General features: G+C 71.3%; 10 protein-coding genes and 1 pseudogene. 3 read left to right on the forward strand and 8 right to left on the reverse strand.

Going from position 1 to position 12,963, the window contains the following annotated elements; translation table 11 throughout:
• Positions 1-125: 125 nt before the first annotated feature.
• A pseudogene (locus tag OTB19_RS19405) lies at positions 126-596 on the reverse strand (NUDIX domain-containing protein); the annotation flags it as partial.
• 302 nt (positions 597-898) lie between these two features.
• Between OTB19_RS19405 and OTB19_RS19410 the strand changes: the two are divergent.
• Positions 899-2,959, forward strand: coding sequence for a thioredoxin domain-containing protein (locus OTB19_RS19410; RefSeq protein ID WP_267799547.1), 2,061 nt, complete (start codon positions 899-901; stop codon positions 2,957-2,959).
• 18 nt (positions 2,960-2,977) lie between these two features.
• Here the strand turns inward: OTB19_RS19410 and trhA are convergent, their stop codons facing one another.
• Positions 2,978-3,718, reverse strand: a complete 741-nt coding sequence (gene trhA / locus OTB19_RS19415) for a PAQR family membrane homeostasis protein TrhA (protein ID WP_420716864.1) — start codon at positions 3,716-3,718, stop codon at positions 2,978-2,980.
• A 210-nt stretch (positions 3,719-3,928) separates the two neighbouring features.
• Here trhA and OTB19_RS19420 point away from each other — a divergent pair, with 210 nt between their 5' ends.
• Positions 3,929-5,761 carry a phosphoenolpyruvate carboxykinase (GTP) gene (locus tag OTB19_RS19420; RefSeq protein WP_267799549.1) on the forward strand — a complete coding sequence of 611 codons (1,833 nt, stop codon included), beginning with the start codon at positions 3,929-3,931 and terminating at the stop codon, positions 5,759-5,761.
• Between the two features lie 308 nt (positions 5,762-6,069).
• The gene (locus OTB19_RS19425; protein ID WP_267799550.1) at positions 6,070-6,516 is read left to right on the forward strand and encodes a hypothetical protein; all 447 of its coding nucleotides are present in this window, start codon (positions 6,070-6,072) and stop codon (positions 6,514-6,516) included.
• 84 nt (positions 6,517-6,600) lie between these two features.
• On the opposite strand, the gene OTB19_RS19430 is transcribed toward OTB19_RS19425, so the two are convergent.
• The 6 genes from OTB19_RS19430 to OTB19_RS19455 all read right to left on the reverse strand — a co-directional run bounded on the left by OTB19_RS19430 (position 6,601) and on the right by OTB19_RS19455 (position 12,929).
• Complete coding sequence (locus OTB19_RS19430; RefSeq protein WP_267799551.1) at positions 6,601-6,999, reverse strand: hypothetical protein; 399 nt, start codon at positions 6,997-6,999, stop codon at positions 6,601-6,603.
• Between the two features lie 103 nt (positions 7,000-7,102).
• Entirely contained in the window at positions 7,103-8,314 is a 1,212-nt protein-coding gene (locus OTB19_RS19435; RefSeq protein WP_267799552.1) for a pyridoxal phosphate-dependent aminotransferase, read from the reverse strand.
• A 428-nt stretch (positions 8,315-8,742) separates the two neighbouring features.
• The gene (locus OTB19_RS19440) at positions 8,743-8,928 is read right to left on the reverse strand and encodes a hypothetical protein (protein ID WP_053682191.1); all 186 of its coding nucleotides are present in this window, start codon (positions 8,926-8,928) and stop codon (positions 8,743-8,745) included.
• Between the two features lie 110 nt (positions 8,929-9,038).
• Positions 9,039-10,049 carry a YdcF family protein gene (locus OTB19_RS19445; protein WP_267799553.1) on the reverse strand — a complete coding sequence of 337 codons (1,011 nt, stop codon included), beginning with the start codon at positions 10,047-10,049 and terminating at the stop codon, positions 9,039-9,041.
• A gap of 31 nt (positions 10,050-10,080) precedes the next feature.
• On the reverse strand, positions 10,081-11,646 hold the full coding sequence (locus OTB19_RS19450) for an N-acyl-D-amino-acid deacylase family protein (protein ID WP_267799554.1): 1,566 nt from the start codon (positions 11,644-11,646) through the stop codon (positions 10,081-10,083).
• Positions 11,647-11,648: 2 nt separating this feature from the next.
• Complete coding sequence (locus OTB19_RS19455; RefSeq protein ID WP_267799555.1) at positions 11,649-12,929, reverse strand: amino acid deaminase; 1,281 nt, start codon at positions 12,927-12,929, stop codon at positions 11,649-11,651.
• Between the last annotated feature and the right edge of the window lie 34 nt (positions 12,930-12,963).

Here is a 12,963-nt window from a genome sequence, read left to right on the forward strand (position 1 = left end):
CGACCTGGAAGACCTTGGAGAACCCGCCACCGGCAGCGGCCAGCCGGAAACCCACCCTGCCCAAAACCGGAAACCCGCCCCGAAAACAATCACACCGCGTGACCAGAGATCACGCGGTGGATCGAGGCTGAGAACTCGAGCTTGGTGCGCGCCTGTTCGATTCCGTCCGTCGCGATCCTGCGGTGGTCGAAGGCCAGTTCCAATTCGCCGGAAAGGATGGCTTCCGCGGGAACCCATGCGGCGTCGGTGGCATCCGTTCCTGCGACCGGATCGGGGAGCCCCGGCGCGATCGCCAGGTGGGCCACGGAAACCACCCGGCCCCGTGGGTCGCGGCCTGAGTCTCCGTAGGTGGCCAGTTGCTCAAGGTGCACACGGTTGGCGGCCAAGGCGGTCTCCTCGCTCAGCTCGCGGTGGGCGGCGTCCAGGATCTCCTCGCCGTCGTGATTCAGGAATCCGCCGGGCAGGGCGGGCATGCCCCGAAAAGGATCTTCGCCCCGCTCCACGAGGAGAACGCACAGTCGCCCCTCGCGCAGCGTCAGGATCACGAGGTCGACGGTCAGCAGCACGGATGTTGGTGACCATGCGTCAGCTTGCATGTCCTGTAGGGTACTTCAGTTACTGTCATTTGCACAAGAAGGGGTGGAGGTAGCCTCTGTTGCTGCATCAACGTGTCGTTCGCTCTGCAACCGACATGGCTAGCTCGTGATCTGCTGCTCAATGTCGACCCGGAGTGGGACACCTGCGGCGCTGTGCGGGGCCTGTTGCCGGGCTGGTCCGGCCGGAATGAGGCAGACCGCGCGGGTCTTGCCGGAACCGGTCCGCCCGCAGGCGCGTCGTGTACGCCTGGACCGTCGTGCCGCATCCAGGGCCCGGGGCACTCGTGCGCAAGGATGGGCCCATGTCGAACCGCCTCGCGAACGAGACCTCGCCGTATCTGCTCCAGCACGCCGACAACCCCGTCGACTGGTGGCCCTGGTCGCCGGAGGCGTTCGCGGAGGCGCGCGAGCGCGGTGTGCCGGTGCTGCTCAGCGTGGGGTATTCGAGCTGTCACTGGTGTCACGTCATGGCGCATGAGTCCTTCGAGGACGAACTGACCGCCGCCTACATGAACGAGCACTTCGTGAACGTCAAGGTGGACCGCGAGGAGCGGCCCGACGTCGACGCCGTCTACATGGAGGCCGTGCAGGCCGCGACCGGGCAGGGCGGCTGGCCCATGACGGTGTTCCTCAACGACGAGGCCGAGCCGTTCTACTTCGGCACCTACTTCCCGCCCGAGCCCCGGCACGGCATGCCCTCCTTCACCCAGGTGCTCGAAGGCGTGCGCACCGCGTGGGTCGGCCGGCCGGAGGAGGTCGCCGAGGTCGCGCGGCGCATCACGCGGGACCTGTCCGAGCGGCAGTTGGACTACGGCAAGGCCGAGGCCCCCGGCCCCGAGGAGGCGGCGCGGGCCCTGCTCGCGCTGACGCGGGAGTACGACGCCACCCGCGGCGGCTTCGGCGGCGCGCCGAAGTTCCCGCCGTCCATGGTGCTGGAGTTCCTGCTGCGCCACCACGCCCGCACCGGGGCCGAGGGGGCCCTGCAGATGGCCGCCGACACCTGTGAGGCGATGGCACGCGGCGGCATCTACGACCAGCTGGGCGGCGGGTTCGCCCGGTACTCGGTCGACCGCGAGTGGGTCGTGCCGCACTTCGAGAAGATGCTCTATGACAACGCGCTGCTGTGCCGGGTCTACGCCCACCTCTGGCGCTCCACGGGGTCGGAGCTCGCCCGCCGCGTGGCGTTGGAGACCGCGGACTTCATGGTCCGGGAGCTGCGCACCCGCGAGGGCGGTTTCGCCTCCGCCCTCGACGCCGACAGCGAGGACCCGCTGACCGGCAAGCACGTGGAGGGCGCGTACTACGCCTGGACGCCCGCGCAGTTGCGCGAGGTGCTCGGCGAGGAGGACGGGGACGCGGCCGCCCTCTGCTTCGGGGTGACCGAGGAGGGGACCTTCGAGCACGGCACGTCCGTGCTGCAACTCCCGCAGGACGGGCCGACCCTGGACGCGGCGAAGGTCGCCGACATCAAGGCCCGGCTGCTCGCGGCGCGCTCGGGGCGGCCCGCGCCCGGTCGGGACGACAAGGTGGTGGCCGCCTGGAACGGGCTGGCGATCGCCGCGCTCGCCGAGTGCGGGGCGTACTTCGAGCGGCCCGACCTCGTCGAGCGCGCCACCGAGGCGGCCGACCTGCTGGTGCGGGTCCACTTCGACGCGACGGCCGCGCCCCGCCTGGCCCGCACCAGCAAGGACGGGAACGTCGGCCCCAACTCCGGGGTCCTGGAGGACTACGGCGATGTCGCCGAGGGCTTCCTGGCGCTGGCCTCGGTGACCGGCGAGGGGGTCTGGCTGGAGTTCGCGGGCTTCCTCGTGGACCTGGTGCTGGACCGGTTCACCGCCGAGGACGGTTCCTTGTACGACACCGCGCACGACGCCGAGAAGCTGATCCGGCGTCCGCAGGATCCCACGGACACGGCGGCGCCCTCGGGTTGGACCGCGGCCGCCGGCGCGCTGCTCTCGTACGCCGCGCAGTCGGGTTCCCAGGCGCACCGTACGGCCGCCGAGCGGGCGCTCGGGGTGGTCCAGGCGCTCGGGCCGCGGGTGCCGCGTTTCATTGGGCACGGGTTGGCGGTCGCGGAGGCGCTGATGGACGGGCCGCGCGAGGTGGCCGTGGTGGGCCATCCCGAGGATCCGGCGACGGCGGTGCTGCACCGGACGGCGCTGCTGGGGACGGCTCCCGGCGCGGTGGTGGCGGTCGGACTGCCCCGGGCGGCGGACGGCGGCGCGGCGGAGTTTCCCCTGCTGGCCGACCGCGCGTTGAAGGACGACCTCCCGACGGCGTACGTCTGCCGGCATTTCGTCTGCGCCCGTCCCACGACCGAACCGGCCGAACTGGCCGAGCAGGTGGCCGGCGCGCGCCCCTGAGCCTGCGGCCCGGCGACGTCAGTGCTGGTAGGCGGCCAGGGAGATGCCCACGTAGTGGGCGACGAAGGCCGCGAGCGTCAGCGAGTGGAACACCTCGTGGAACCCGAAGAAGCGGGGGGAGGGGTTGGGGCGCTTCATGCCGTAGATGACCCCTCCCACGCTGTAGAGCAGCCCGCCGACGATCACCAGCACGAGGACGGCGATGCCGCCGGTCCGCATGAAGTCGGGGAGGAAGAAGACGGCCGCCCACCCCATCGCGATGTAGCAGGGCGTGTAGAGCCAGCGCGGGGCGCCGACCCAGAACACGCGGAAGGCGATGCCGGCGCCGGCGGCGATCCACACCGCCCACAGCAGGGTCCGCCCCGTGGAGGGCGGGAGCAGCAGGACGGTCAACGGGGTGTAGGTGCCCGCGATGATCAGGAAGATGTTGGCGTGGTCGAGTCGCCGCAGGATCGCCTCGCCGCGGGGGCCCCACGTACCGCGGTGGTAGACCGCGCTGACGCCGAACAGCAGGCAGGCCGTGAGGATGTAGACCCCGCAGGCGACGCGCGCCTCGGTCGAGTCGGTGAAGGCCATCAGCGCCAGGCCGGCGACGATCACGGCGGGGAACATTCCCAGGTGGAGCCAGCCGCGCAGCAGCGGCTTGTGTTCCAGGGCGGACTCGACGGCCTCGACGGCCTCGACGATCGGGTGGGCCGGATCGGCCGGTGCGGCCTCGGAAGCCGGAGCGGCGGCGGCGTCAGAAGTCATGGCCCACATGTTACCTACGGGTCCGTAGGTTTCCGTCAGTGCTCTTTACGGAAGATTGACGCGAGTGGGAATGCTCACGTGAGAAGCCCTCTGGACATATGCGCACATGCACCGGATGATCAGATGAGTGCGGTCGGCACCGGATGAGCGGAGCGCGAAGCGTCCGGGTCGCAGCCCCCACGGGGCAAACACCAACAAACCCCTCAACAAGGAGCGATCGTGGCGCGCGACAACGCGGCTCCCACTTCCAACCCGACGCAGCACAAGGCGTTGATCTCCTGGGTCGACGAGATCGCCGCCCTCACCGAGCCGGACCGGATCGTCTGGTGTGACGGATCCGAGGCCGAGTACGAGCGCCTGTGCGAGGAGCTCGTCGCCCAGGGCACGTTCAGGAAGCTCGACCCGGCGAAGCGCCCGAACTCGTACTACGCCGCCTCCGACCCCTCCGACGTCGCGCGCGTCGAGGACCGGACCTTCATCTGCTCCGAGAAGGAGGAGGACGCGGGCCCGACCAACCACTGGAAGGCCCCGGCCGAGATGAAGGCGCTCTTCACCGGCACGGACGGTGGGCAGGGCATCTTCCGCGGCTCGATGAAGGGTCGGACGATGTACGTCGTCCCCTTCTGCATGGGTCCGCTCGGCTCCGAGCTCTCCGCGATCGGCGTCGAGATCACCGACTCCGCCTACGTCGCGGTCGCCATGCGCACCATGACCCGCATGGGACAGCCCGTCCTCGACGAGCTCGGCACCGACGGGTTCTTCGTCAAGGCCGTCCACACCCTCGGTGCTCCGCTCGCCGAGGGTCAGGCCGACGTGCCGTGGCCGTGCAACACCACCAAGTACATCTCGCACTTCCCGGAGACCCGCGAGATCTGGTCCTACGGTTCGGGCTACGGCGGCAACGCCCTGCTCGGCAAGAAGTGCTACGCCCTGCGCATCGCGTCCGTGATGGCCCGTGACGAGGGCTGGCTGGCCGAGCACATGCTGATCCTCAAGCTCACCCCGCCGCAGGGCGAGGCCAAGTACATCGCCGCCGCCTTCCCGTCCGCCTGCGGCAAGACGAACCTGGCCATGCTGGAGCCCACGATCCCCGGCTGGACCGTCGAGACCGTCGGCGACGACATCGCCTGGATGCGCTTCGGCGAGGACGGTCGCCTGTACGCGATCAACCCCGAGGCCGGCTTCTTCGGCGTCGCGCCCGGCACGGGCGAGCACACCAACGCCAACGCCATGAAGACGATGTACGCCAACACCGTCTTCACCAACGTCGCGCTCACCGACGACGGCGACGTCTGGTGGGAGGGCATGACCGAGACGTCGCCCGCCCACCTGATCGACTGGAAGGGCAACGACTGGACTCCGGACTCGCAGACGCCGGCGGCGCACCCCAACGCCCGGTTCGCCGTTCCAGCCTCCCAGTGCCCGACGATCGCCCCCGAGTGGGAGGACCCCAAGGGCGTCCCGATCTCCGCGATCCTCTTCGGTGGCCGCCGCGCCTCCGCGGTGCCGCTGGTCACCGAGTCCTTCGACTGGAACCACGGCGTCTTCATCGGTTCGAACATCGCCTCCGAGAAGACCGCCGCCGCCGAGGGCAAGGTCGGCGAACTGCGCCGCGACCCCTTCGCCATGCTGCCGTTCTGCGGCTACAACATGGGCGACTACATGGGCCACTGGGTCGACGTGGCCAAGGGCAAGGACCAGGCGAAGCTCCCGAAGATCTACTACGTGAACTGGTTCCGCAAGAACGACGCGGGCAAGTTCGTGTGGCCGGGCTTCGGCGAGAACAGCCGCGTCCTGAAGTGGATCGTCGAGCGCCTCGACGGCACCGCCGAGGGCGTCGAGACCCCGATCGGCGTCCTGCCGACCGTGGCCTCCCTCGACACCGACGGCCTGGACCTGCCGGCCGCCGACCTGGACTTCCTCCTGACGGTCGACAAGGAGATCTGGCGCGACGAGGCCGCGCTGGTCCCCGAGCACCTGAACACCTACGGCGACCACACGCCGAAGGAACTGTGGGACCAGTACCACGCGCTCGTCGAGCGCCTGGGCTGACCCGCCCGCCCCGACCGGGGCCCGAGAACGTGGGAGCCCCCGACCAAGCGGTTCCCACCGCAGCACGTGACCATCGTCAGGAGCGTTCGCGCTCCCCAAGGTATGTCGTGTGCGTCTGCTGACGGCGGACCTCCGTTTCACGGAGGTCCGCCGTCACGCGTTTCGCCTCGTCGCGCCACGCCCACGACTGCCGAGCCGGCGGGCCGTGTTCGAACGGGCGACGGTGACGGGGTCCCGCTTCGAAATGCTGTGTGGGCCCGTGGGTGCTGGTGGGAGGGGCGGGCTGCCGGGAGGATCGTGCCATGGGCGTGAGCGCGTTGAAGTGGCAGGGCTGGCTGGTCGGTCTGGTGGTGCTGGCCGGGCTGCTGGTGTTCGCTCCGCTGGGCCTGTACGTGTGGGCCAGCGGCGAGGGGCCGGGCGAGCCGGCGGAGGTCCCGCCGGGGGCGGCGGTGGACGACGTGCGGGTCACCTCGTGCCGCGTCGATCCGGTCGGCCGCCGGGTGGTGGCCGGGGTGGACGTGACGGGCCGGGTCCCGGGCGCGAGCGCGTACCTGGTCACGGTGGAGTTCCGCGAGAGCGCCGAGCCGGAGCCGGGCGGGCGCGCGGCCCAGGCGCTGGCCCGGATCCCCGGGGTGGCGCGCGGGGCGACGGAACACGCGGAGGTGGTGGGTCCGGTGTGGCCGGCCGCGAAGGTGCCGTGGTGCGGGGTGGCGGGGGCGGAGTTCAGCCCCACGCCCTCGGCGAGCACGCCCTGAGCGGTCCGCCGCCTGCCCCGGTGCTCTGATCGCGGGGGTGCATGGCGCCCGGTCCGGAGCCTCCGCGGCCCCGGACCGGGGCCGTCAGTGGGCGCCGGCCAGGTCCGCGTCGGCGGAGCGCAGGGCGGCGGCGTGCGCGTCCATCCGCTCGGCGGCGAGGATCGCGGCGGTGGTGTCGGCGCGGGACGCGGCGACGAGCAGGGCGCGGGCGGCGTGGTCGTGCGCCCGCTGGTGGAGCGCGGCGGTGTTCTCCGCCCGCGGCCCGCGCAGTCGGTCGGGTCGGGCGCCGCGCAGCCGGGTGATCTGTTCGGCGATCCGGTCGCCGGCCTCGTCGAGTCCGAGGTCGTCGGTGACGGCGAGCAGCGCCGAGAGGTGCCCGGCGAGCTGGATGTCCAGCGCCTCGCCGCGGCTGCTGTGCGGGTAGTCGGTGCGGCCGCCGTCCATGCGGTGGACGACCGACTTGCTGCGGATCGGCTCGTACATGCGGAGGCCTCCTGCGTGGGTCAGGAAGCCATCCTACATTGGATTCGTTCTAAAGTTGTGCTCGATCCGGTCGATCGGTGTGATCCGGCCGGCCGTCCCGCTCCTATGGCTGGCTGTAGCCGTCGAGGAAGGTGCCGATCCGCGTCACCGCGTCCGCCAGGTCCTTGGCGTTCGGCAGCGTCACGATGCGGAAGTGGTCGGGCTCCGGCCAGTTGAAGCCCGTACCGTGCACGACCATGATCTTCTCGGATCGCAGCAGGTCGAGGACCATCTGCCGGTCGTCCTTGATCTTGTAGACGGACGGGTCCAGTCGCGGGAAGAGGTACAGGGCGCCCTTCGGCTTCACGCAGGTGATGCCGGGGATCTGCGTCAGCAGGTCATACGCGGTGTCGCGCTGCTCCAGCAGCCGTCCGCCGGGCAGGACCAGATCCACGATCGACTGCCGGCCGCCGAGGGCCGTGGCGACGGCGTGCTGCGAGGGCATGTTGGCGCACAGCCGCATGTTCGCCAGGATCGTCAGGCCCTCGATGTACGACGAGGCGTGCTGCTTGGGCCCGCAGACCGCCATCCAGCCGGCCCGGAAGCCGGCGACGCGGTAGTTCTTGGAGAGCCCGTTGAACGTCAGGGTCAGCAGGTCCGGCGCGATCGCGGCCGTGTTCGTGTGGGTGGCGCCGTCGAACAGGATCCGGTCGTAGATCTCGTCCGAACAGACGACGAGGTTGTGGCGCCGCGCGATGTCCGTGAGTCCGCGCAGCATCTCGTCGTCGTAGACGGCGCCGGTCGGATTGTTCGGGTTGATGATCACGAGCGCGCGGGTGCGGTCGGTGATCTTCCGCTCGATGTCCGCGAGGTCCGGCATCCAGTCGGCCTGCTCGTCGCAGCGGTAGTGGACGGCGGTGCCGCCGGCCAGGCTGACCGAGGCGGTCCAGAGCGGGTAGTCCGGCGCGGGGACCAGTACCTCGTCACCGTCGTCGAGCAGGGCCTGCATCGACATCTGGATCAGTTCGGAGACGCCGTTGCCGAGGTAGATGTCCTCGACGTCCAGCTCGATGCCCTTGGTCTGGTAGTGCTGCACCACCGCGCGCCGCGCGGAGAGCAGCCCCTTCGCGTCCCCGTAACCGTGGGCGTTGCCCAGGTTGCGGAGCATGTCCTCAAGGATCTCCGGCGGGCAGTCGAAGCCGAAGGCTGCGGGGTTGCCGGTGTTGAGCTTGAGGATGCGATGACCTGCTGCTTCGAGCCGCATGGCCTCTTCGAGCACGGGCCCGCGGATCTCGTAGCAGACATTGGCGAGTTTCGTTGACTGGATCACCTGCATGACGGGAGCTTACGGGGCCCGCCGCGGACCCGCTTCGAATTGCGCACCACGAAGAGGGGGAGGATTTGCCCCATTTCGCGCGATCGGTGGGTGGCGGTGCGGTCCGTCCTTGGAAACGCGGGTCCGGCGCCCGTCCCGCCCTGCGGAACGGGTGTGTGCGTACGAGGGTGACGATCGTGTTGCGCTCGTCACCTCGGGGGACGGGCGGGGGCGGCGGCCCCGCCCGCGCGGGGTGCGTACCGTACCGCCCGCTGGCGCAGCTCCGCGACGTCGCGCACGCCGTACTCGGACAGGGCGAGCAGGAGCCCGCGCTTCGATCCGAAGCGCGGGGTGGGGGCGGGGACGCGGTGGTCCCCGACGTCGCATGACGCGGGCGCCGCCCGACGCGTCGCGAACGTGTCGGGCGGCGCCCGGTCGGGAGGCGCGCGCTACGGGAGGTAGCGTTCCAGCGCCGCCGGACCCTCCTTTTCGATCATCTGACGCGCTTTTTCGAGCCGCTCCGGAGTCGGCTCCTGGCCGCGCGCCATCACAAGGTCCTCAGGGTCGAACGGACGCTCCGCCCCGGTGTAGAGGTGGGCCGGTCGGCTGGGCCGCTGGTCCGATTCACTGTCCATCGCGTACCTCCTCCAGTGCCCCCTGGCCCCCATCCTCCGGCGCCATCCCCATGAACGCACGTCGGCCCGGCCGGGGCCCCGAAACCGGCCGCCCCGCCCTCGTCTCCCGACTAGCCGGCCAGCAGCGTCAGCAGCGCCCCGAAGGCGAAGAGCGTGCCGCAGACCGTCAGGTTGACGCCCTTGTGCTCCACGAACACGGCGACGAACTCGCGGATCGTGGCGCTCGGCCAGAAGTACGCGGCCGTCGGGGAACCCAGCACCTGGCCGTTGACCCCGACCTTGCGGGCCATCATGGCCGCGCGGAAGGCGTGGAAGTTGTTGGTGACCACCACGCAGCGGTAGTCCGCCTTCCCCTCTTCCATGATGGTCCTGCTGAAGGTGAGGTTCTCCTCCGTCGTGCGGGAGCGGTCCTCCAGCACGACGTGGTCCGCCGGCACGCCCTCCGCGATCAGCCAGTCGGCCATCGCCCGGGCCTCCGCGACCTCCTCGTTCGACCCCTTGCCCCCCGAGGGCAGCAGCAGCGGGGCGGTGCCGCCGCGGGCGCACTGGGCCACGTAGATCCGCAGGCCCTTGCGCAGCCGGGAGGCCAGCAGCGGGGGCACCCGGTCCCCGCAGACGAGGCCGGAGCCGAGCATCACCACGTAGTCGACGTCGCCGCGCACCCGGATCCGCCCGTAGAGGTAGGCGTAGGCGAGGAAACAGACGAAGAGGAACGAGACGTACACCGCGATCATGATGACCATGGCGGTCATCCCGGCCACCTTGGTCGAGCCGCTCGCCATCGCGACGGCCGCCAGCGCGAGCACCGCGAAGATCGCCAGACCGGCCAGCAAGGACAGCAGGTTGCCCGGGCTGCGGCCTTCCTTGCGCACCATCGTCACCCCGTTGGCGACGAGGAAACAGGCGAGGGCGACGACCCCGACGACCGGCACCAGGAACACCGCGACCGCGACGATCTTCGCGAGCGTGTCGGGGAGGTGCGTGAGTTGGAACAGCAGGGCCATCGCCAGGCTGATGAAGGTGAGCCCGAGGAGGACCGCGTTGCGAAATCGCCGCCGGTCCTCCCGCACACTCGCACAGAAGAAGACAAACAAGAGGGCTGCGGGGGCGAAGGCGAGCATGCCGCTCATCGTAAGCGGCTCAATTGAACCGTCAGCGGCCGGAATGCGGCGTCCGTCGTACCGAACGCCCGGCCAGGACGTCGGTCCTGCGACCGTCCCGCATCACGAAACGCCCGTCGATCAGGACGTGCGGGATCCCGGTCGGCAGCACCCGCGGACGTGCGTACGTGGACCCGGCCGCGACCGTGTCCGGATCGAAGAGGACCAGGTCCGCCCGGTACCCGACCCGCACCAGCCCCCGGTCGGGCAGGCGCAGCCGGGCCGCCGGCCGGCCCGCGAGGTGCGCCACGCACTCCTCCAGGGTGAGCACCCCCAGCTCGCGCACGTAGCGCCCCAGGTAGTGGGGGAAGGTGCCGTACGCCCGGGGGTGCGGCTTCGCGCCGCGCAGGATGCCGTCCGAGCCGCCGGTGTGGGCGGGGTGCCGCATGATCGCGCGGACGTTCTCCTCGTGCCCCACGTGCTGGAGGATCGTCGGCCGCAGCCGGTCTCCCCGCAACAGCCGCCGGGCGGCGTCCCAACCGGTGACGCGCGTGCCGACGTACGCGTCGAAGGCGGGATCGCCGACACCCGAGATCTCGATCGTCGCCCAGTCCACGGGAACCCCGTGGCAGCCGTCCGCGCCCTCCACCTCCAGCGCGTACCGGATTCGCTCGGCCTCGGCGTCGTCCGCGAGCCGGGCGAGGACCGCCTCGGGCCCGCCCGCGTTCGCCCAACTCGGGAGCAGGGCGACGAGGGTCGTACAGCCGGCGGTGTACGGATAGGTGTCGAGGGTGATGTCGCAGCCGTCGGCCAGCGCCGCGTCGAGGAGGTCCAGCAGCTCCCCGGCCCGGCCCTCGTTCTCGTCGAAGTTCATGGTGGCGTGCGCGAGGTGCAGGGCGCAGCCGGCCCCGCGGGCCAGCTCGACCATCTCGGCGTAGGCGGCGAGCGCCCCGTGCCCGTACGAGCGGTGGTGCGGGCAGTAGTAGCCGCCGTACGAGGCCACCACCGCGCACAGCTCGGCCAGTTCGGCGCCGGACGCGTACATGCCGGGGGTGTAGGTCAGCCCGGAGGACATCCCCACGGCGCCCTGCGCGAGGCCCTCGGCGACGAGCGCGCGCATCCGGTCGAGCTCGGCCGGGGTCGCGGGACGGTCGTCCCAGCCGAGCACCGTCGCGCGCACGGTGCCCTGGGGCACGAGGTAGGCGGCGTTGACCGCGATGCCCCGGTCGAGGCGGTCGAGGTAGCCGCCGACGTCGCGCCAGTCGAAGTCGACGTCGTCGCCCGGGCCGTTCCACCCGGCGATCGCGGCCCGCACCTCGCCGCGGGTGCGGTCGTCGACGGGTGCGTAGGACAGGCCGTCCTGGCCGAGCACCTCCAGGGTCACGCCCTGGGCGACCTTCGCGCCGTGGTCCGGGTCGCGGAGCAGCGCGAGGTCGCTGTGCGCGTGCATGTCGACGAACCCGGGGGCGAGGGCCAGGCCGTGCGCGTCGAGGGTCTCGCGGCCGGTGCCGAGCTTCCCGATCGCGGCGACGCGGCCCTCGTGCACGCCCACGTCCGCGAGGTACGAGGGCCCGCCCGTGCCGTCGACGACGCGGGCCCCCCGGATGACGAGGTCCACGACTAGAAGAAGGTGCGCACGTAGTCGGTGACCGTGCCGTCGGCCTCCACGACCGGGATCAACGGCCACTTCTCGAAGATGGTGCACGGGTGCGACATGCCGAGCGCCACCCAGTCGCCGACCCGGACGTCCTCGGCGGAGTCCGTCTCCAACCAGGCGTGCTGGTCGGACAGTTTGACGACCCGGACGCCGGTGGCCGGGCGCTCGGTCCCGTCGAGGGCGTCGCGCACCAGCTCCGCCTCGGGCAGCCCGAGGTCGTAGGCGACGTCGCGCTTGCCCGCGTTGACGAAGGCCTGGGTGGGGGAGGGCCGGGAGACCACCTGGGCCCACAGGCGGAACGCGGGACGCAGCCCGCCCTCCTCCGGGACCCGGTTGAAGGGGGTGAGGCGGGTGTACCAGCCGTGGTCGTGCGAGACGTACGCGCCGGAGCGCAGCAGCTTCAGGACGGGCCGCGACAGCTCCGGGATCGCGGCGAAGACGTCCGCGACGGCGTCGAACCAGGCGGAGCCGCCGGCGCTGACGACGATCTCCTCGACGTCCGGGGCGAACCGGCCCGCCTTGTCGAACGCGACCGCGAGGTCGGTGAGCCGGCGCAGGTAGGCGTGGACGCGGTCGGGGTCGGCGTCGGGGACCTCCGCCTCGTAGCCGGCGACGCCGACGAGGCGCAGCGTGTCGGTCTGGGCGACGGCGTCCGCGACGGCGTGGCAGTCCTCGTCGGTGCGGGCGCCGGTACGGGCCCCCTCGCCGGCGCCGAGCTCCACGACCACGTCGACGACGGCCGGCCGGCCGCGCAGGGCGCGGTCCATCAGCTGGACGCCGCGCACGGAGTCGACGTAGCAGACGAACCGGAAGTCGGGGTCGGCGGCGAGTTCGTCGGCCACCCAGGCCAGGGCCGCGGGGTCGACGAGTTCGTTGGCGAGGAAGATCCGCCCGATGCCGAAGGCGCGGTAGACGCGGGCCTGGTGCGGCACGGCGGCGGTGATGCCCCAGGCGCCGTGCTCCAACTGGCGGTGGAACAACTGGGGGGCCATGCAGGTCTTGCCGTGCGGGGCGAAGGACAGGTGGTGGCGCTCGGCGTAGGTCTCCAGCGCCGCCAGGTTGTGGGCGAGGGCGTCCGCGTCGAGGGTGAGGACGGGGGTGGTGAACCCGCCGGTGTGCAGGTTCCGGCGTTCGGCCGCGAGCTGCCCGACGGTGAGGGAGGCGCGTTCGGCGTCCGGGGGGAGACCCTTGAACCGGTGGTCGACCGGCTCGTCGGCCAGACGTCGGACTGCTTCGCTGCCCATACGGAATCCTCTCGCGTTGCGTGTGACGCAACGT

Origin of the sequence: Streptomyces sp. H27-H5 (assembly GCF_026627505.1) — a bacterium.
Taxonomy (GTDB): Bacteria; Actinomycetota; Actinomycetes; order Streptomycetales; family Streptomycetaceae; genus Streptomyces.

Coding starts and splice junctions, on each gene's coding strand:
- OTB19_RS19410 (WP_267799547.1), top strand. CDS start 899: ATGTCGAACCGCCTCGCGAACGAGACCTCGCCGTATCTGCTCCAGCAC.
- trhA (WP_420716864.1), bottom strand. CDS start 3,718: ATGTGGGCCATGACTTCTGACGCCGCCGCCGCTCCGGCTTCCGAGGCC.
- OTB19_RS19430 (WP_267799551.1), bottom strand. CDS start 6,999: ATGTACGAGCCGATCCGCAGCAAGTCGGTCGTCCACCGCATGGACGGC.
- OTB19_RS19435 (WP_267799552.1), bottom strand. CDS start 8,314: ATGCAGGTGATCCAGTCAACGAAACTCGCCAATGTCTGCTACGAGATC.
- OTB19_RS19440 (WP_053682191.1), bottom strand. CDS start 8,928: ATGGACAGTGAATCGGACCAGCGGCCCAGCCGACCGGCCCACCTCTAC.
- OTB19_RS19445 (WP_267799553.1), bottom strand. CDS start 10,049: ATGCTCGCCTTCGCCCCCGCAGCCCTCTTGTTTGTCTTCTTCTGTGCG.
- OTB19_RS19455 (WP_267799555.1), bottom strand. CDS start 12,929: ATGGGCAGCGAAGCAGTCCGACGTCTGGCCGACGAGCCGGTCGACCAC.